The organism is Bacillus sp. FJAT-47783 (assembly GCF_022808615.1).
Lineage (GTDB): Bacteria > Bacillota > Bacilli > Bacillales > Aeribacillaceae > Bacillus_BZ.
On the sequence record NZ_JAKZKS010000025.1, the window covers coordinates 1 to 18585 of the forward strand.

Consider the following 18585-nt stretch of genomic DNA (forward strand, 5'->3'; position numbering starts at 1 on the left):
TTATTCGTTACTTCATGATCGACAAAAGAGGTAGAAACGACCGTCCCCTCTCCTAAGTCTGCCTCTTCCATGTCCCCTTCGATCCCTTGCAAAAAAGCAATTTGAACATCGATGAAGTCAAGCCAACCATCCATGACATCTAGTTGTGCCTCGTAAAAATCTTTAATGGCATCGGCTCCTTTCCCTTGAAAGGCTTGATCTAAATCAGCGACTCTTTTACACGCTTTTTTCACTTCTTCTAACTGTTCTTTCAATGACTGATACTGTTTTACCCGTGTTTTTGCTGCTGAAACGAGTGTGCTCGCTTCGTATAATAAATCTTCCATGATTGCGAGAAGCCCTTTCTCTTTAGTTTTTTACCATCGCTTGATCTTGCTCTTTCAATAAATTCACATTCGCCTTCGTATCCTCCACATTTTTTACAACGGCCTCTTTGTATTGAGAGACCAGTTGATGAATCTCATGTTCACGTTCGATCCATTTCTTCGTAAAATTCAACTTGTTATTCCCTACCGATTCTTCTGGTAAAGAAGGAAATGTCAGCTTTTCAATTGCTCTCTCTATGTCGTTTAAATGACTCATGACCGTCTCATAATCAAGCTTAATCGTCGCCATTACAATAACCTCTTTCGTATCTCTGTAAATTTGTGCTCGATCGCTGCATAGGCCTCCTCGCCTTTATGTAACAAACCACCTGCTTCATGACTTAAGTAGCTTGCAACTCTTAAGGACTCTCGCTGCATCTCTAACAGATTGATCTTTTGTTGGATTTGACTAGTGTATTGTTCAACTTCCTCTTGAAAAGTTTGTTCAATCTCCTTTTTGGCCCCACGCCTCGCTTTGTCGAAATGATCAGCACGATTCCCCGTCCAGCTTTGACCTAAATCCGGATCTAGTATTTTTTCCCATTCATTCTCTACTGCATGTTGTTCATTTACTAAATCCTTTTTCGCTTTCTTTAGCCTTGATATTTTTTCATCGACATCTGCTGACTGACTCGATATGGTCTGAGACAAAGAGTAAAGAATATCTGAATAGCTCATGCGGACACCTCTGTATGTAAGATTACATTCCTCTATGTTATAGTATAAATTTGGAAGTATATAAGCTAAATAGGGAAAAATTCTCTTTTAGAATAAATAATGGATGGGAGAAATAATGACTATTGTTGCATAACTAAGGTCATTTATAGATAAAAAGATTCATATCTAAAGGTTCGAAATACTCAAAAAGAATCATTATAATGAATTTACCCAATTAAATACAGTTTCCTTTATATAACGAATCACATAATAAAGAGTGATATCGACCATGACCATCCCTACTAATTTCAACAACGGCTACATAAGTTAAAAATCAAATTTTGACCATTTCTACTTTCTTTTTCTACTATGATAAACTCGACTACATAGGAGGTGAAAAAATTGAGTGAACAACTATTACAGCAAATTTTGAAAGAAGTAATCAATGTGAACAAGCGGGTTGATTCGCTAGAACGTGAACTAAAAGAGATGCGAAGTGAATTGAATGACGTTAAAGGAGAGCTAAATAACGTTAAATGCGAGGTGAATAATGTAAAAATCGAGATAATAAGCTTTAAAACTGAATTTAATGATTTTCACAAAGAAACGGGAGTACAACTTAAAATTCTTCAAGATGGTCAAAAGGGACTCCTTAATGAAATCACCGAGCGATTTAATGAAACAAATGAAAAAATGGATAACATTGAATTAGATCTCATGTATACGTACCATAAAGTATCCGAAAACGCATTAAAACTGAACCGATTAACCCAACATCCATCAACGTAATATCCTCACATACCTTCATTAAAAATCCAACTAGAAAAAAGCTTGTAAAAGAATCGTTTTTCTCTACAAGCTTTTTTATTTGCCTAGAAAGTTTAGCTATACATTTTCTCTTCTGTAATAAACCTTGCAAAAAAAGCGGGATTCATGTATGATGTATTTCCAAGCTGCATTGTACGTAATCATAATAAGTTTTAACCTTTAAGCTGTTATAGGGAGTTTTACATCGAAGCTGGAATGTCATGCCTACCATCGTGTATAGGACGACAGGAACGTTTCTGCGAACACCCACTTTGAGGAGTGGTGGTTTAAAACTTCATTATCTTTACATTACGGCAAATGCGGCATTTCCTATGAATGATAAGTCGGCCTTTTCGGTCGACTTTTTTATTACTTATGAAAAGTCATACCCCTTAAACATCATTTCCCATCTTTATTCATCACTTTCTCACTCTTTATTGTCGGTTTTCCTAGTTTTTTTATCGGTTCTGCCCTTTTTATTCTCGCTTTTACTCCTGTTTTTATCGGTTCTGCCCTTTTTATTCTCACTTTCCAATCATTAAGGTACTGTCCCACTTATACGCCAAGATTTATAAAAAAAAGAGAACTACCTATCTGTAGCCCTCGCTCTCAATCATATGCTTTCTGACTTGAATCTTATACAATGGTTTATCTTTAAAGTAGGAAAATAAGTAACAGCCGAAAATGACAATACCGGAACCAACAAATTGAATGCCAGTCATTTGTTCACCTAAAAAGAGAAACGCAAGTAATGCTGTAAAGACTGGGTTAAAATTCATGAAGTTCCCAGCTGTTGATGCCCCTAACTTTTGCAAGCCGATACTCCAAAAAACCATACAAACAACAGTTGAAATAACGCCTGTGTATAATATCGCCAATGTAAAGCTTGTATCGATGTTTTTTACAGTAAAGGTAGGTGCATTAAACGGTAAAAGTACAAGCAGGCCGAAAATGCCAGCGTACAATGTTGAAACCATCGGTGTCGTTTTCGTTGTTGCCCATTTGCTTAAGACGGAATACAATCCCCAAATGGCAACAGCTATTAGCATATATACGTCGCCTTGATTAAAGGTTAAAGAAAACAGCATCTCAATATTCCCTTTTGAAAGAACGAGCAACACTCCGAAAAGCGAGAACATCATTGCCCCCATTTGTAGGGAGTTCATTTTTTCTTTCAAAAAGATAGCGGAAAACACAGCTATGGAAATGGCGTTTAACGTTGTAATAAGTCCGACATTCGTTGCTGACGTACGTTCAACTGCTAAAAATTGAAAAAGGTTAAATAAAACAACACCAGTAATTCCCATAAGAAATAGAGGTAGAATGGCACTTTTAGGTGGCACAAGCTTTTTTTCCTTCCACCATACAATTGGAATTAAACAAACGACCGCAATGATCCACCTTAAACTCGTCAATGTCATGGGTGAAGCGTGATCAACAAGCGTTTTAGAAATGACGATATTTCCGGCCCACATTAAGCTTGTCACAAGCAATAATAAAAAATAAAAAATCGGCATTCCCTATATCCCCCTTTCCAACCGAACTGCTATATGTATTTATTCATCATCTTAACACTTAAAGCTCACACACAAAACAAAATTTTGTATAATAGAAATAATTCAAAATTATATAATATAAATAAGATTATTATCGAAATTTTATTCTTTTTTATATCAAATTTCCCCATGTTTACGAAAGAATGAAAAGGAGGGGTTTCATTGGAGTTTTCATCGAAAAAAGGATTAGATGAAGTCGATAAAAAACTATTAAGTATCCTGCAAAAAGAAGCACAAATCAGTAACGCTGAACTCGCACGGAAAGTAAACTTATCACCACCTGCTACTCACACGCGCGTAAAACGATTAGAAAACGAAGGATATATTGATAGACAAGTCGTTATTTTAAACCAAGAAAAGCTCGGGTTTAATTTACTTTGCTTTATCTTTATCTCGACGAACATTCATCAAGCGGAAAAATTGGAGGTGTTAGAGAATGCGTTTGCTGACATGCCAGAAGTACTCGAATGTCATTGTTTAACAGGTGAGTACGATTATTTGTTAAAAGTCGCAAACAAAGACCGAAAAGACTTAGAAAACTTCATTCGAAAGCTCAATAGCCTTGGCATCACTAAAATTCAAACGAGTCTTTCTTTACGTGAAGTGAAATATTCAACGGTGTTACCTATTAATGAAGAATAAGAAAAAGGGTTAGTGCCATTTAGCACTAACCCTTTTTCTACCTATTTAAATCGGCCATTCTAACCTACGATTCATCATTCAAATATCGATAATAATCCTGTGCTTGAAACACGTGAAACCCGCAAGACTCGTAAAGTTTAAGCGCATGGGTATTTTTCGCTTCTACTTCTAAAAAGATCGTAAAACCTGCATTTTTTTCTTTCAAAATGATTTGTTGCAATGCTTTTCTCCCTATTCCTTTCCCCTGATAATCAGGGAATACGGAAAATCCAAAAATCCACGCTTCGCCATTATGACGGAATAGGCGAATTTTCCCCACTGTTTGATGTTTCCATTCAATCATATAAAAGGCTTGGCTACCTTCATTTTTAATACGCTCATTATAAATTCTTGCTTCTTCTTCATTAAAGCCAAAGCATTGAACATCTAATTGGATCTCCGCTTCTAAGTCATCAGGCTGTGCCATTCGTACCGCCACGTCATCATCAACAGTTAATAGAATATCTTCCCATTTCATTTGGTATTCACAACTAGCATATTCACAAGGTACTGATTTTAAAAAGGCTTTAGCTGAAGAAGAGCTAGCAGGCGCATTGAATAAAATTTCTCTGTAATTTCGCATCAATACTTCTGTTATCGCTTTCCTAAATAATTGAGAAAAAATGCCCTTTCTTCGATGATTCGGATGAACCATCCCACATAATTCTATTTTATTCCCAAAACCATAAAGGCCTAAAAAGCCGACAAGCTCACCGTTTTCATAATGAAAAAAGTCATTTACCTCTCCACTTTCACGGTTTTCGAGCAATTCCCAGTTTAGTTTCAATTTTATCGAATCTGCTTCTGCACATATACTCTGTAACTTTTTTATTTCTTCTAACTGTTGGCTGCTTAACATATTCTTTCCCCCTTATTTGCACTTTATATGATTCTAGTCCCTCATTTGAATTCCTCTATATGTATCATTAAATACTTTATGCAAAACTACATATATCACAATTCTCGTATCCTGTTTGAAAGACAAAAATACAATTTTGGCATGAAAATTGCATTTTTTAAAACAAACTTTTACGAGGAGTGATGAAGATGTTCAAAAAAGATGTCATGACCATTCGTTGGGGAAATAAAGAAATTGTCACTAGCCCTGTCTATGGTGTAATCAAGTCTATTTTTACTCGAACAAATAAACGTATCATTGAATGGGACCCGCTTATTACGATACAAACAGACGAAGGAAAAGAAATACAGCTACGTGTAGGAGTATCTGGCATTATAGACTCCTTTCCCGTAAAAGAAGGAGACAAAGTCATCCCTGGCGCTGTCCTTGCCTATATACATGAAGACAAACAAATATCCGTTAGCAACTAAAAGACTTAACGAAATACAATTGGCACATCTTCGCCATGGAACTCTAATTTATGTGAACTGATAAAAATGTGGCGAAGATGAATATCGCCCTTATAAATCTCGCTTTTCTCTGTACATTCTCCACAAAAAAAACTATAAATTTTAAATATTCCTAAATCATGATATGATAATGATAACTTTATACGATTCAAAAGGTGAGAGAGATGAAAACAGATGAAAACTTACATGCAAAAATAAAAGATTTAGAGCAACGAAACCATGAATTAGAGCTTATCTTTGAATCTTCCTATGATGAAATTTTCGTCACGGACGGAAACGGTGTTACCATCCGCGTGAACTCTGCATGTGAACGAAATTATGGTATTAAAGCAGAAGAATTGATTGGTAAGTCGGCGAAGCAACTTGAAGAAATGGGCATATTTAACCAATCAGTAACGAGTGAAGTCATAAAATCGCAAAAACGCGTCAGCATGTTTCAGAAAACAAGAAATGGTAGAAATTTACTCGTAACTGCCAATCCGGTTATGAATGAAAACGGAGAAATCGTTCGAATCGTCTGTAATTCAAAAGACTTAACCGAAATTTCTCAACTAAAAAAGCAGTTGTCTGAAATGGAAAATTTAGTTGAATATTATAATAATGAATTAAAGAAAGTATCATCCTTTCATCGGGAAAATTTTGTGTTTGAAAGTAAACAAATGCAAAAAGTAATGGAACTCGCTTTAAAAGTTGCGGAATCTGATGTCACAACCCTTATTCTAGGGGAATCTGGGATCGGTAAAACAGCGCTCGCCAAAATCATTCATGACGAGAGTAGCAGAAAAGGTAAAGTGTTTAAAAAAATTAATTGTGGTGCTATTCCAGAAAGTTTAATCGAAGCTGAACTATTCGGTTATGTCGACGGCGCCTTCACTGGAGCAAAAAAAGGAGGCAGCAAAGGTTTAATTGAAAGCGCGGATGACGGGACAGTATTTCTTGATGAAATCGGTGAGCTCCCTTATCACTTGCAAGCAAAGCTTCTCCATGTCCTTCAAGAAAAAACGATTCAGCGCATTGGCGATACAAAAGACATTCCGGTTAATGTAAGATTTATTGCTGCGACAAACAAAAATTTAGAAAAAATGGTGGAAGAGAAAACATTTCGGGAAGATTTATATTACCGGCTCCATGTCGTACCAATTGAGATCCCTCCACTTCGTGAACGAAAAGAAGATATCATCCCGCTTATTCAACGGACGGTAGAAAAAATGAATGAAAAGCATCAAAAAAACACGTCCATCTCTCCTGAAGTGACCCGAATTTTGCTAGAATACAACTGGCCGGGAAATATTCGTGAGCTTGAAAATATTATTGAACGTTTAATCGTTACAACTGACCAATCCGTCATCACTTCTTCCCATTTGCCAGAAAAATTTCAAAATCTCGTAAAAGGAAAGCAACTCGATGAAAGTTCTTTATCATTAAAAGATTGGTTGGAAGCAAAAGAAAAGGAGCTATTTTGTTCTTTATATGAAAAATATCCATCTTCCTATAAAATTGCGAAACTTTTAAAAATTAGCCAATCAACAGCAAACCGAAAAATTCAGAAGTATATAAGTCAATATTGAATTACTAACCCATTTTTGATTTAAGAACTGAGCAGTCTTATACGACTGCTTTTTTATTTTTGAAAAATTCAAATAAGTCAATCACGGGTTATCCCCTTTGTATATTCCCTTCCTTTTCAACAAGTTGTACTTGGCACAGTAGTTGCATGTATAGATGAATGAGATTACTAAATTTGAAGGGTCGTGAACGTATGAAAACAACAAATACAAATCATATTGATCTAAAAACTGCACTTCCTGGTCCGAAATCAGAGGCTTTATTAGAAAGAAAGCAAAAAAATGTCCCGAGAGGACCATTTAACACGTCTCAAGCATTTATTGCAAAAGCTAAAGGAGCAATGGTGACAGACGTTGACGGCAACGAGCTCATTGATCTGGCAGGGGCGATCGGAACGTTAAATGCAGGTCATTGTCCACCAAAAGTAGTTGAAGCATTAAAAGAACAGCTCGATAAGTACATCCACCCTTGCTTTCATATTATGATGTATGAGCCTTACATTGAGTTAGCGGAAAAACTAAATGAATTAACACCTGGTACACATGATAAAAAGACGTTCTTCGTTAATTCAGGAGCGGAAGCGGTTGAAAATGCCGTGAAAATTGCGAGAAAATATACAGGTCGACGTGCGATCGTATCGTTTGACAGAGGCTATCACGGACGGACATTAATGACGATGTCGTTAACGAGCAAAGTAAAGCCGTATAAAAATGGTTTTGGTCCTTTTGCACCAGATACGTACAAAATCCGTTATCCGTATTATTACCGAAAACCAGACGGCATGACAAACGAGGAACTTGATCAATATATGTTAAAACAAATTGACGACTTTTTCCTCGGGGAAGTACCACCAGAAGATATAGCGGCATTCATTATGGAGCCTGTACAAGGTGAAGGCGGCTTCATCGTTCCATCGAAAAACTTCGTGCAACAAGTGAAAAAGATTTGTGAAAAACATGGTATTTTATTCATTGCTGATGAGGTTCAAACAGGATTTGGACGTACGGGCCATATGTTTGCTTGTGAGCATTTTGATATTGTCCCAGATTTAATGACAATGTCTAAATCGATTGCGGCTGGCCTACCAATCGCAGCGGTAACAGGGAGAGCGGAAATTATGGACGCGCCAAACCCAGGGGAAATCGGGGGAACATATGGAGGAAGTCCACTTGGTTGTGTTGCAGCACTAGAAGTGATTAAAATGATTAAAGAAGATAACTTAATTGCGCGCGCAAATGTTATTGGCCAAACCATCACGGATCGATTTAAGCAAATGCAAGATCGCTTCTCTGTTATCGGTGATGTTCGCGGCTTAGGAGCTATGTGTGCGATGGAAATTGTGAAAGACCGTGAAACAAAAGAGCCGAATAAAGAACTAACCGGAAAAATTGTTGAAGAATGTAATAAACGCGGTGTTATCATTTTAGGCGCAGGTTTATACGGAAATGTGATCAGAATTTTAAGCCCACTTGTCATTACAGACTCACAGCTTAATGAAGCATTAAATATTTTTGAAGATGTGATGGAACAAGTAACGGATTAAGAAGATCTAGAGAGCAATCGGTATTCTGTCGGTTGCTTCTCTCTTTTATCCTAAAATAAGAAATGAGGGGATCATGTGGAAAAAGTAAACTTGAAGAAAAAGTTATTTATTAATGGCTGCTGGCAGGAGGCAAAACATTACGCACCTCTTCTCTCTCCTTATTCTCAAGAACAAATCGCAGACATCCCGCAAGCGACAGAAGAAGAAGTAGAACAAGCTATTGCAGCAGCTGAAAAAGCAAGAAGTGCACTTGCCAAAATGCCTGCCCACAAACGCGCGAGCATTTTAGAAAATATCGCGAACATTTTAGAGAAAAGAGCAGACGAAGCCGCTAGCATTATTGCTAATGAAGCGGCAAAACCTATTTCTATCGCAAAAGGTGAAGTCGCCCGTACAATTCAAACGTATAAATTTGCAGCAGAAGAGGCAAAACGAATAGGAGGCGAAACAATTCCTCTTGATGCAGCACCGGGTGGTGAAAATCGCATCGCCTATACCGTTCGTGAACCGCTTGGTGTTGTTGCCGCTATCACACCATTCAATTTTCCAATGAACCTTGTCGCCCATAAAGTGGGCCCTGCACTCGCAGCTGGAAACCCTGTTGTTTTAAAACCAGCATCACAAACACCACTTTCCTCCTATTTTCTAGCAGAAATTGCTGAAGCTGCCGGCGTTCCAAACGGCGCATTAAACGTCGTGACAGGCAAAGGAAGTGTTGTTGGTCATATATTAACAACGGATGAACGGGTAAAAGTTGTGACATTCACCGGAAGCCCTTCTGTCGGAATCGGTTTACGGAATAAAGCTGGATTAAAGCGTGTAACATTAGAACTTGGTTCGAATTCAGCGTTAATTGTTGATAAAGATATTGATGTTGATAAAATCATTCAGCGGTGTGTAACAGGTGCCTTTAGCTTCCAAGGTCAAGTTTGCATTTCCTTACAGCGTATTTACGTACACGAAAATCTATATGATGAGTTTGTTTCGAAGTTTGTAGAAGCGACGAAAAACATTAAAATCGGTGATCCGCTCGATGAAACAACTGAATTATCCGCTTTAATATCACCAAATGATGTACAGCGCAGCATCGACTGGATTAAAGAAGCGGTTGAATCTGGAGCAGAAATTGCCACAGGTGGAACAAGTGTCGGAAACGTCCTTCATCCAACGGTTATTCTAAACGCAGCGCCAAGCTTAAAGGTTTCTTGTCAAGAAGTGTTCGCTCCAATTGTTTTAATTAATAAAATCAAATCAGTTGAAGAAGCATTTGAGCTTGTCAACGACTCCCGTTATGGTCTGCAAGCCGGTATTTACACAAATGACATTTCTTTAGCACTTGACGCTGCTAATAAGCTTCATGTCGGCGGGGTAATGATTAACGATATCCCGACATTCCGCGTCGACCATATGCCATACGGCGGAGTAAAAGAAAGTGGAACTGGCCGAGAAGGCTTAAAATATGCCATTGAAGAAATGACCGAGATGAAGCTCGTTGTTATTAATCGGAACTAAATAAGATCGTTTTAACACCCTCCACTATTTTACAGTGTCCCAAATAAAAATAAGGATTTACAATAAGCGGTTCAAAAATAAAGCAGATGAAGAAAAAATGTTTTTTCTTCATCTGTGATGGTTATAGCTCTCCATTTAGTTAAACCATAGTGAACTTTTGTCATCAACATCACCATTATAGTTGATGAGTATCTCTTCATTCGCTTTTATATCTTTGTAAGCATAAAAGTCAAACGTATGGTTTGGAAAGTTAATATTATAAGTTGCATTAGGGTTATACGAATGATTAAACAACATGCCATATCCTAAAAGAATTGCCGTATGGTTTGCACCATACTCAAACACATAATCAGCAAGTAAAGTTTTCTCTATAAAAATATGCTCCTTATTAGGATAAGGAATAACTGGTGCTGCATGTATAAGTTCACCTTTTGCTATGTCACACGTAGCAAATACGCCTCTATTAAACTCTCCATCACTTAGTGTTGAAGTTCTTATTTCAATCATGTATATCACCTACATAGTCTTTTAGTTATATAAAGCTTTTTAAATCTTAAAGAAGTAATGATATTCAGGTTGTTTAGAGTAAATAAAAAAGGTCTTCCCAACAAAGGGAAGAACCTTGATTTGATCATGTTTACGCAACAATAACGTTAGTAGCTTGTGGGCCACGTTGTCCCTCTTCAATATTAAACGTAACTGTTTGACCTTCTTCTAATGTTTTAAAACCTTCGCCTTGAATCGCAGAGAAATGAACAAACACATCACTTCCACCTTCTACTTCAATAAAACCGAAACCTTTTTCTGAATTAAACCATTTTACTTTACCTGTATTCATTTATATTTCCTCCTAGTGCTTTAACGCACAATATATTACTATCCCTGCTCTCATACTCATTCAAGACAAAATTCCTTATTTGGTATTTCTGCTATCATTCATCATATTTCGAACAACAATAATTAATAATTAGTATATCACACTAAAAAAATAAAAGATAGAGGAAAATTTATTTTTTATAAATTTTTTGTCTCATCTTTATTATCGTGTCAAAATCGACTCAAAGTCTTGACTTACTGCTCGTTAAGAGTAGGGCAAAAGGAAAGAGCATTATACTCAATTATTTTTATTCAACTTATCTAATTTTTCAGATATATTTTTTTAAAATAAGATTTTTTTCTTGTTGTATTCTTAAGAATTTCAAAAGAAACCAAATGACAAATACAATTGGAGCGATATAAAACAAAATAGAGAGCATCGGTAAAAGCGTAAAAATAGCATCACCGGTCATTTTAGTACCTCCTTTTTCGGATTATTATACCATGAATACTTGAACGTTTAATCTGTATTCAAACAGTTTAGAATCCCCTTACCAGGGAGTTAGCTCACTCTAAGGGGCTTTTTATTTAATGCTAATAATAATATCGTTCCAATGATACAAACTGTACAAACCCATTGCAACAAGAAAAACCATATTATCCCAGTAGGTTTTCTTCATATTTACTCTCCACCTTATATATAATGGATAGTATAAAATAAGTGGAAAGTCGATGAACAAGACACCTTTAGCATACAAAAAATATAAGATGAACGGTTTGGGGTATTTGATACTCCGCTTACAAAAATGGAAATATATAGAATTAAGTGTGGTAAAATAGAGGGAGATAGGGAGAGTGATTAGAAATGGAAAGAAAAGTAAAAGTACGTTTGTGGCTTAACTTGTTCATTATCTTTATTGCACTCATCATTGGATTAAAAAACTATCCAAGTGAACTTGCAAATTTTGCATTTATGGTATGTGTGTTAGGGTTCTTCTTTACATTACCATTATTCCTACCTTATTCGAACAGAGTTAAAAAAATTGGGTTTGTCACTTCCTTCTTAGCGGCATTTATTATCATATTTTTTCTTGTAGTAGGAAGTTAATACTTAAAAGGAAGATGGGAGTTTTCATCTTCCTTTACTTGTATTCCCTGACTATAATAAAATATTCTACTAATTCTCCTTTCTCATCAAGCATAAATCGCAATCCTTCATTCGTTATCCAAGGGGATTTTTAACATTCCAATTCCTTTCATCGGATCACCTAAATTTTTTTTAGATATAACATATCCTACAAAAGAAGGCCTCGAAAGACCTTCTTTACAGACAACATTTATTTCACTTTCACTGAATTCAGAACTTGTTTAAACGTTTTAATAACTGTATCTACTTCTTCATAAGAAATGGTTAATGGCGGTTCAATGCGGATTGTTTTGGAATTGACAAGTGTTCCAGCGACGAGAATGCCGTTATCAAACATTCCTTTTGAAATTTCGTACCCGATTTCATCACTATGGAATTCTATCCCAATCATCAATCCTTTACCACGAATTTCGAGCACTTTATCTTCATGACCGGTAGCAGCCTCTTTTAAACCTTTTAAGAAGTATTCTCCTACTTCTTCTGAACGCTCAGGAAGGTTTTCTTCAATTAAAACGTTTATGGTTGCAATTGCTGCAGCGCAAGCGAGTGGATTACCGCCAAATGTTGTCGTATGCATAAATGGATTTGGGAATAAGCTTTTGAACACTTCTTCTTTCGCAACGATCGCACCTGCAGGCATAACCCCGCCTCCAAATGCTTTTGCAAGACAAATAATGTCAGGAACTACATCATATACTTCAGCCGCAAACATTTTACCTGTCCGTCCCATCCCAGTTTGAACTTCATCAAAAATTAATAGGGCCCCGAATTGATCGCATAACTCTCTTACTTCTTTTAAATATCCTTCAGGTGGTAAAATAACACCGCCTTCACCTTGAATAGGTTCTAAAATAACAGCAGCAACGTCTTCACCTGTTAAAGCGCAAGCTTCCATCGTTTTTCGCATCATGTCAATATCGCCGAATTGGACATGCTTGAAGCCTGGAATTAACGGAAGGAATGGCTTACGGAACACACCCTTTGCCGTTCCTGATAATGAACCAAGACTCTTACCGTGGAAAGCACGTGTCGTCGCAATAAATGTCGTGCGTTCACTATGCATTTTCGCAAGCTTCAGCGCAGCTTCAACCGCTTCCGTTCCACTGTTTACAAAGAAAGAAAATTTTAAATCCCCCGGTGTTATATCTGCTAAAATCTTTGCAAGCATTGCACGAAGCGGGTCAAGCAAGTCTTGACTGTGGAGTGCTTGGCGTTTTAATTGGTCAGTCACCGCTTTTACTACTTTTGGATGACGATGACCAACATTATAAATGCCAAATCCTCCTAAACAATCAATATATTCTTTTCCGCTAACATCCTTAAAGCATGATCCGCTATCAGACCATTCAACAGATGCAAATTGTGTGTCCTTCGTCACCGTTTTACGATACTCTAAAAATCCAGGATTCACGTATTCACGGAAATTAGCAACCGTTTCTTTCATGACCCATTTCGCTTCTTCTTCTGTAACAGAATCCTTTTCGATTAAATCAAGCACCTTATTGGCGTATTCATTTACCTCTTTATATTGTTCTTTTACAACTGATTTATTTTTTAATTCTGTACTCATGTTGAAATCTTCTCCTTTTCCTTTTTCTTTGTAGTTTCTTCAAACCAGCCGATTGGCTCTACTTGTAAATTAATATTAATCTGTTTAATTTCCTGGAATTCTTCTAATCCGTAAGTACCTAAACTACGCCCAATTCCGCTTTGTTTATAACCACCCCAAGGCGCTTCATTATAAGTCGGATGATAAGAATTAATCCAAGTAATACCGGAACGAACCTTTTTAATGACACGCATCGCTTTTGCTCCATCAACTGTAAAAACAGCAGCAGCAAGTCCATATTTTGTTCCATTTGCCAATTGGATTGCTTCTTCCTCTGTTTTAAATGTTTGGATTGTCACAACAGGACCAAAAATTTCTTCTTGGACAATTCTCATATCTTGTTTCACATCGACAAAAACAGTCGGAGCGACGAAGAAACCTTTATCTAATCCGTTTTCTGTTAAACGTGTTCCACCACAAACTAATCTCGCCCCTTCTTGTTGACCAATTTCAATATAGCTAAGGACTTTTTCCATATGTTCTCTACTTACAAGTGGCCCCATTTCTACATTCTCTTCATTCCCTGGACCAACATGAATTTGCTTTGCTCGCTCAACAAAGCGACTGACAAATTTATCATAAATCGATTCTTGTACAAGAATTCGTGAACCCGCTGAACAAACTTGTCCTGATCCTGCGTAAATACCAAATAGTGCCCAATCAACTGCTGTCTCAAAATCAGCATCTTCGAAAATAATATTCGGTGATTTTCCACCTAGTTCGAGCGAGATTTTCTTTAAGTTTCCTGTTGCCGCTTGCATAATGGTCCGACCTGTCTTCGTTCCTCCTGTAAAGGAAACCATATCCACTTCATCACTTTCAGCTATTTCTTTTCCGACGACAGGACCTGCTCCCATTACCATGTTCACAACACCTTTTGGTACACCTACTTCTTCGATAACCTCAATTAATTTTGTCGGTGTAATCGGTGTCACCTCAGATGGTTTAAACACAATCGTGTTCCCTGCTGCAAGTGCAGGAGCTATTTTCCAAACACTCATTAATAAAGGAAAATTCCATGGAACGATAAGTCCACATACACCGACAGGCTCGCGGACAACCATTGCCTGCATCGGATCAGCTACTTCATAAGTTTCTCCATGCGGCTTTGTAATCAAGCCTGCATAATAGCGGAAACATTGGGCTGCATCACTTACATCTGCATCCGCTTCACGCAATGGCTTACCATTATCCATCGTTTCAAGTCGAGTCCATTCGTCGTGCTTTTCATCAATTTTATCAGCAATTTTCAACAAGTATGCCGCTCGTTCTGACGCTGGTAAATCTGACCAAACTCCACTGTCAAATGCAGCACGCGCAGCACCGATTGCTTTTTTTGCATCTTCAGCCGTTCCCTCTTGAGCTTGTGCAATCATTTCACCCGTTGCTGGATTTATAATGTCTCTTTTTTCACCATTACTTCCCGTTGTCCATTCCCCGTTAATAAAGTGCCTCAATTCAACCATCCGTTTATTGCCTCCTTTGTAACGAAGTGTCACTATTAATAATGCAAAAAGTATGCCAATATTCAAAACCTTGTCGTTGAAGCTTTATGTAAGAAATAGAAGCGTATCATTATGCAAATTTGCATAGTTTATGAAATATTACATAGAAAGTAATGAAGTGAAAGCGCCTTAATCCGTTAGGAACAAATGCAGACGCTCGGTTTAATTTAAAAGTCACTTTAGTGAACTTAAATTAATCTATTACAAATGTTGTTCGTGTGGTAACACAAAAAGCGAAACCGCTTCATCGAGCAATTTCGCTTTGTTTATAATACGTTCGTTTCCTCATTTTTACTTAAGATTTTTTGATATTTCCTACTGACAGATGATTGGCTGATGCCGAGTACTTTTGCTGCTTTTGTTGTTGTTTTGTACCGCTTCATCGCAAGGGAAATAAGTTGTTCTTCTAGTAACTCCTGCGCTTCATTAAGTGGCATTATATTTGTAATGATCGGCTTCGATTGTGTTCTTGTACCACCAAAATGGAGAAATTGACTGACAAAATCCCCGTCTATTACATCACTTTCAGCTGTAACGACAAGCCGCTCAATAATATTTTGCAGTTCTCTTATATTTCCAGGCCACGGATAAACTTCCAATAGATTAAGAGCATCGGGAGTCAATTGGAAGTTTCGGTTATATCGCTCATTTAATTGCTGCAAAAAGTGGATTGCTAAAAGAGGAATATCTTCATGCCGTTCCCGAAGCGGGGGAACATGAATCGGAATGACATTTAAGCGATAAAACAAATCTTCACGAAATGTTCCTTTTTGCACCATTTCTTCGAGATTTTTGTTCGTTGCAGCGATAATTTGTACATCAACGCAAATCGGTGTTGTGCTACCGACTGGAACGAATTCTCTCTCTTGCAGTACACGAAGAAGCTTCACTTGAAGCGTAACGGACATTTCACCAATTTCATCTAAAAAGAGCATCCCTTTATCAGCACGCTTGAAGTATCCATCCTTACCTCCTGTATCCGCTCCTGTAAATGCCCCTTTTACATAACCAAATAGCTCACTTTCTAGAAGTGTTTCCGGTATGGCTCCGCAGTTCAATTTTAAAAATGGCTGACTTGCCCTAAGCCCAGATTGGTGAATGGCTTGAGCAATTACTTCTTTTCCTACACCTGATTCTCCATGGATTAATACCGTTGAGGAGAATTCCGCAACTTTTGCCACTTGCAACATAATTTTTTCCATTTTCGGACTTGAATAAATAATCTTTTTAGCAAGCAAATCTTTATTTTTCATGCTCTCAAGCTCGCGGCGATATTGATCAGACAATTTTTTCATTTCTTTTAACTCTGTTTTAAGTTGAGTCGTTTCGGTAATATCGCGGGAAGCAATGATGATCCGATCGATTTCGCCTTTTTCATTAAAAACAGGATTTCCAACAGCCAAAACTTTTCGGCCATTGTTTGTATCTTGAACGGTTGAAACTTTTTTCTTTTGTTCGATAACGAGCCGTGTAATGGAAGGAGTAAAAAGCCCCTTTTTTTCTAATTCAAGAATATTTTCTCCAACTAATTCATGGAGATTGTCCACTCCCCAAAAATTCGGTATTGAAGTTTCACTTGCTCGAATTAAAGTCCCTTGATTGTTTACTACTAATATTTCATCATAAATGGTGGATAAAATAGCATTTAAATCTTTATTTAAATTTTTAACATATTCAATTTCCATAGCCATTTCTTCAACCATTGGTAAATCTTGCACGATTATAATTAACCCTTCAACCGACTGATCAAAGCTCACAATGGGACTGTAATCAACAAGAATCCCCATTTCATCTGTCACAATCACTTGATTTAACAACGTTTCGCCAGTTGAAAAAACTTGGTGAATATGGTCTTGATTAAAAATTTCATCCGCTTTTACATTTAATATGTCGTCTGCCTCAGCTTTTATCATCTTAAGTCCTGATTCATTGTAATTGATGATAATGCCGTTCATATCTACGATAAACATCCCCATTGGTATTGAAGTTAAGATAATCTTCAATATATCCACACTTTTATCTTCTTTTTTCAACAGTTCTACTAAAATATCTTCACGTCTTATATATCCTGTTATTTCTCCTGACTGATCTTTCACAAACGCAATCTCTTGGCCAATAATTTGGAATATATCAGGTAATGATAACGATTCATTTAATTGGCATACATGACGAATGGAAGTGGCTGAATGAATCATCTGGTCTTTGTCAATGCTCGGATCGTTCCAATTTGTAATCATTAATTTTTTTAACGAAACAAATGAAACTAACTCTCCTTGTTGTTCAATAAATAAAAAAGGTTCCTTGTAGTCGTTTAATTGTTCTTTCCATGTTTCATTTGATTCCTCAAATGAAACAGACATTATCGGACGTATGTTTTCATCATTGATGTGAAGCATTCCTATCAGTCCTCACTTTAAAAGAATCTACATATGTAAGTATAGCACTATTTTTCAAAGTTTTTATAGAATTCAAAATTAGATGAAAAAGAGAGAGGAAACAGAACATACTGATTTTCTCCTCTCTACTATCACTTTTTTCTTCATCAATCACTTCCCGTAATGGCTAAATCCTCTTCTAAGTAAGCGAGAACCATTCCGGGAATTACTTCATCACCTTGTTCAACTTCAATGGATACGACTTTACCACTAATACCGAACGTAACATGTTCAATAGAACCATCTTGTTTTTTAATGGTAAAACTCGTTTCCCATTCATATACATATGCATCTTGAATGATATCAACCGTTTCTACTTTTCCATAGCAAGGACTTAATATCATTTCTATCTGTTTCATTTTTTCTCTCCACCTTTTAAATGAAATGCATATTAAAGATTAGTAAACTCCTTAATACTGTGCATCTAGTATTGGCTCTCTATCCAAAACCATATAGAAAAACGCTTGTACATGCTTTATGTCTGCTGGGTGAACTGAAAATTTATTTGCCCATATTTCAGGGAGTTCAATGTCTTCTGATGACATTAAAACCATTTGCCCATTTTGCAAAGAAATCACGATTTGTTTGCCGAAAAACCTTTTCGAATAAAGTGATACTTCATTCAGTGGGGGGTTTTTCATCCCCCACTGAATGTTAGTCCCTACGGGATGACCTAAAGGCCCTTGTGACCCACAGGATGTGGGTTACACAGACGTTGCCACAGGACGTGGCACTCTTAGTCTGTGTTCATTTTTTCGGATCTTGTCCCCCACCTACCTTCTTTGCTTTACTACAGAATCTTGAGGTGGGGTCTTACTGCCCGTTAAGAGTAGGATAAATACGGTAAAATCATACCGTTTCATTTCAGCAGCAAAACAAACATATTTAGCCGTTTGACTTTCTGTTTCATCTAGTAAAATATCAACTTTCATCGCTTCACCCTCCTCTTTAAGCGGATCCATCCGCGGTAATGAGCAGCTTCGACAAGGTAGCGAACACCTTCAACATATGCTGCTAC

The 18585-nt window shown here is 37.0% G+C and carries 21 protein-coding genes and 1 other RNA gene; 8 read left to right on the forward strand and 14 right to left on the reverse strand.

Going from position 1 to position 18585, the window contains the following annotated elements; translation table 11 throughout:
* From MLD65_RS14950 to MLD65_RS14960, 3 genes are all read right to left on the reverse strand, one after another.
* A partial coding sequence (locus MLD65_RS14950; RefSeq protein ID WP_243292659.1) for a T7SS effector LXG polymorphic toxin occupies window positions 1-326 on the reverse strand: 326 nt, incomplete at its 3' end.
* A gap of 22 nt (window positions 327-348) precedes the next feature.
* Window positions 349-615, reverse strand: coding sequence for a YwqI/YxiC family protein (locus tag MLD65_RS14955; RefSeq protein WP_243292660.1), 267 nt, complete (start codon window positions 613-615; stop codon window positions 349-351).
* The gene (locus MLD65_RS14960) at window positions 615-1043 is read right to left on the reverse strand and encodes a YwqH-like family protein (protein WP_243292661.1); all 429 of its coding nucleotides are present in this window, start codon (window positions 1041-1043) and stop codon (window positions 615-617) included. The genes MLD65_RS14955 and MLD65_RS14960 overlap by 1 nt, the downstream gene beginning before the upstream one ends.
* A 381-nt stretch (window positions 1044-1424) precedes the next feature.
* Between MLD65_RS14960 and MLD65_RS14965 the strand changes: the two genes are divergently transcribed.
* Together MLD65_RS14965 and ssrS are read left to right on the forward strand one after the other, a co-directional pair.
* Entirely contained in the window at window positions 1425-1811 is a 387-nt protein-coding gene (locus tag MLD65_RS14965; protein ID WP_243292662.1) for a coiled-coil domain-containing protein, read from the forward strand.
* 158 nt (window positions 1812-1969) lie between these two features.
* A non-coding RNA gene (gene ssrS, locus MLD65_RS14970) (6S RNA) lies at window positions 1970-2160 on the forward strand.
* Between the two features lie 259 nt (window positions 2161-2419).
* On the opposite strand, the gene MLD65_RS14975 is transcribed toward ssrS, so the two are convergent.
* On the reverse strand, window positions 2420-3346 hold the full coding sequence (locus MLD65_RS14975; protein WP_243292663.1) for a DMT family transporter: 927 nt from the start codon (window positions 3344-3346) through the stop codon (window positions 2420-2422).
* 201 nt (window positions 3347-3547) lie between these two features.
* Here MLD65_RS14975 and MLD65_RS14980 point away from each other — a divergent pair, with 201 nt between their 5' ends.
* Window positions 3548-4027 (forward strand): Lrp/AsnC family transcriptional regulator, encoded by a 480-nt coding sequence (locus tag MLD65_RS14980; RefSeq protein WP_243292664.1) that lies wholly within the window; start codon window positions 3548-3550, stop codon window positions 4025-4027.
* Between the two features lie 64 nt (window positions 4028-4091).
* Here MLD65_RS14980 and MLD65_RS14985 read toward each other — a convergent pair whose 3' ends face one another.
* Window positions 4092-4925, reverse strand: coding sequence for a GNAT family N-acetyltransferase (locus tag MLD65_RS14985; protein WP_243292665.1), 834 nt, complete (start codon window positions 4923-4925; stop codon window positions 4092-4094).
* Window positions 4926-5113: 188 nt separating this feature from the next.
* Between MLD65_RS14985 and MLD65_RS14990 the strand changes: the two genes are divergently transcribed.
* From MLD65_RS14990 to MLD65_RS15005, 4 genes are all read left to right on the forward strand, one after another.
* Window positions 5114-5395, forward strand: coding sequence for a biotin/lipoyl attachment domain-containing protein (locus tag MLD65_RS14990; RefSeq protein ID WP_243292666.1), 282 nt, complete (start codon window positions 5114-5116; stop codon window positions 5393-5395).
* Between the two features lie 203 nt (window positions 5396-5598).
* Entirely contained in the window at window positions 5599-7002 is a 1404-nt protein-coding gene (locus tag MLD65_RS14995) for a sigma-54 interaction domain-containing protein (RefSeq protein ID WP_243292667.1), read from the forward strand.
* Between the two features lie 191 nt (window positions 7003-7193).
* A complete protein-coding gene (gene gabT, locus MLD65_RS15000) occupies window positions 7194-8543 on the forward strand; it encodes a 4-aminobutyrate--2-oxoglutarate transaminase (RefSeq protein WP_243292668.1) in 1350 nt (449 codons plus the stop codon).
* Between the two features lie 75 nt (window positions 8544-8618).
* Window positions 8619-10055, forward strand: coding sequence for an aldehyde dehydrogenase family protein (locus MLD65_RS15005; protein WP_243292669.1), 1437 nt, complete (start codon window positions 8619-8621; stop codon window positions 10053-10055).
* 135 nt (window positions 10056-10190) lie between these two features.
* On the opposite strand, the gene MLD65_RS15010 is transcribed toward MLD65_RS15005, so the two are convergent.
* The 3 genes from MLD65_RS15010 to MLD65_RS15020 form a co-directional block, all read right to left on the reverse strand.
* Complete coding sequence (locus MLD65_RS15010) at window positions 10191-10562, reverse strand: SET domain-containing protein (protein WP_243292670.1); 372 nt, start codon at window positions 10560-10562, stop codon at window positions 10191-10193.
* A 130-nt stretch (window positions 10563-10692) separates the two neighbouring features.
* Window positions 10693-10893, reverse strand: a complete 201-nt coding sequence (locus MLD65_RS15015) for a cold-shock protein (protein WP_243292671.1) — start codon at window positions 10891-10893, stop codon at window positions 10693-10695.
* Between the two features lie 307 nt (window positions 10894-11200).
* The gene (locus tag MLD65_RS15020; RefSeq protein WP_243292672.1) at window positions 11201-11344 is read right to left on the reverse strand and encodes a hypothetical protein; all 144 of its coding nucleotides are present in this window, start codon (window positions 11342-11344) and stop codon (window positions 11201-11203) included.
* 392 nt (window positions 11345-11736) lie between these two features.
* On the opposite strand from MLD65_RS15020, the gene MLD65_RS15025 reads away from it, so the two are divergent.
* Window positions 11737-11979, forward strand: coding sequence for a hypothetical protein (locus MLD65_RS15025; RefSeq protein WP_243292673.1), 243 nt, complete (start codon window positions 11737-11739; stop codon window positions 11977-11979).
* 229 nt (window positions 11980-12208) lie between these two features.
* Here MLD65_RS15025 and MLD65_RS15030 read toward each other — a convergent pair whose 3' ends face one another.
* The 6 genes from MLD65_RS15030 to MLD65_RS15055 all read right to left on the reverse strand — a co-directional run bounded on the left by MLD65_RS15030 (window position 12209) and on the right by MLD65_RS15055 (window position 18499).
* The gene (locus MLD65_RS15030; RefSeq protein ID WP_243292674.1) at window positions 12209-13588 is read right to left on the reverse strand and encodes a putrescine aminotransferase; all 1380 of its coding nucleotides are present in this window, start codon (window positions 13586-13588) and stop codon (window positions 12209-12211) included.
* Complete coding sequence (locus MLD65_RS15035; protein WP_243292675.1) at window positions 13585-15093, reverse strand: aldehyde dehydrogenase family protein; 1509 nt, start codon at window positions 15091-15093, stop codon at window positions 13585-13587. The genes MLD65_RS15030 and MLD65_RS15035 overlap by 4 nt, the downstream gene beginning before the upstream one ends.
* A gap of 305 nt (window positions 15094-15398) precedes the next feature.
* Window positions 15399-17528, reverse strand: a complete 2130-nt coding sequence (locus MLD65_RS15040; protein WP_243292676.1) for a sigma 54-interacting transcriptional regulator — start codon at window positions 17526-17528, stop codon at window positions 15399-15401.
* 146 nt (window positions 17529-17674) lie between these two features.
* A complete protein-coding gene (locus MLD65_RS15045; protein ID WP_243292677.1) occupies window positions 17675-17926 on the reverse strand; it encodes a biotin/lipoyl attachment domain-containing protein in 252 nt (83 codons plus the stop codon).
* Between the two features lie 51 nt (window positions 17927-17977).
* On the reverse strand, window positions 17978-18208 hold the full coding sequence (locus MLD65_RS15050; protein ID WP_243292678.1) for an SAV0927 family protein: 231 nt from the start codon (window positions 18206-18208) through the stop codon (window positions 17978-17980).
* 132 nt (window positions 18209-18340) lie between these two features.
* On the reverse strand, window positions 18341-18499 hold the full coding sequence (locus tag MLD65_RS15055; RefSeq protein WP_243292679.1) for a DUF3055 domain-containing protein: 159 nt from the start codon (window positions 18497-18499) through the stop codon (window positions 18341-18343).
* Window positions 18500-18585: the final 86 nt, after the last annotated feature.

Bases quoted from the DNA above. Each gene is read 5' to 3' on its own strand.
- MLD65_RS15025 (WP_243292673.1), top strand. From the start codon at position 11,737: ATGGAAAGAAAAGTAAAAGTACGTTTGTGGCTTAACTTGTTCATTATC.
- MLD65_RS15050 (WP_243292678.1), bottom strand. From the start codon at position 18,208: ATGAAAAACCCCCCACTGAATGAAGTATCACTTTATTCGAAAAGGTTT.
- MLD65_RS14975 (WP_243292663.1), bottom strand. From the start codon at position 3,346: ATGCCGATTTTTTATTTTTTATTATTGCTTGTGACAAGCTTAATGTGG.
- MLD65_RS15010 (WP_243292670.1), bottom strand. From the start codon at position 10,562: ATGATTGAAATAAGAACTTCAACACTAAGTGATGGAGAGTTTAATAGA.
- MLD65_RS14955 (WP_243292660.1), bottom strand. From the start codon at position 615: ATGGCGACGATTAAGCTTGATTATGAGACGGTCATGAGTCATTTAAAC.
- MLD65_RS14995 (WP_243292667.1), top strand. From the start codon at position 5,599: ATGAAAACAGATGAAAACTTACATGCAAAAATAAAAGATTTAGAGCAA.
- MLD65_RS15030 (WP_243292674.1), bottom strand. From the start codon at position 13,588: ATGAGTACAGAATTAAAAAATAAATCAGTTGTAAAAGAACAATATAAA.
- MLD65_RS14960 (WP_243292661.1), bottom strand. From the start codon at position 1,043: ATGAGCTATTCAGATATTCTTTACTCTTTGTCTCAGACCATATCGAGT.
- MLD65_RS15015 (WP_243292671.1), bottom strand. From the start codon at position 10,893: ATGAATACAGGTAAAGTAAAATGGTTTAATTCAGAAAAAGGTTTCGGT.
- gabT (WP_243292668.1), top strand. From the start codon at position 7,194: ATGAAAACAACAAATACAAATCATATTGATCTAAAAACTGCACTTCCT.
- MLD65_RS15045 (WP_243292677.1), bottom strand. From the start codon at position 17,926: ATGAAACAGATAGAAATGATATTAAGTCCTTGCTATGGAAAAGTAGAA.
- MLD65_RS14985 (WP_243292665.1), bottom strand. From the start codon at position 4,925: ATGTTAAGCAGCCAACAGTTAGAAGAAATAAAAAAGTTACAGAGTATA.
- MLD65_RS15040 (WP_243292676.1), bottom strand. From the start codon at position 17,528: ATGCTTCACATCAATGATGAAAACATACGTCCGATAATGTCTGTTTCA.
- MLD65_RS15020 (WP_243292672.1), bottom strand. From the start codon at position 11,344: ATGACCGGTGATGCTATTTTTACGCTTTTACCGATGCTCTCTATTTTG.
- MLD65_RS14990 (WP_243292666.1), top strand. From the start codon at position 5,114: ATGTTCAAAAAAGATGTCATGACCATTCGTTGGGGAAATAAAGAAATT.
- MLD65_RS15035 (WP_243292675.1), bottom strand. From the start codon at position 15,093: ATGGTTGAATTGAGGCACTTTATTAACGGGGAATGGACAACGGGAAGT.
- MLD65_RS15055 (WP_243292679.1), bottom strand. From the start codon at position 18,499: ATGAAAGTTGATATTTTACTAGATGAAACAGAAAGTCAAACGGCTAAA.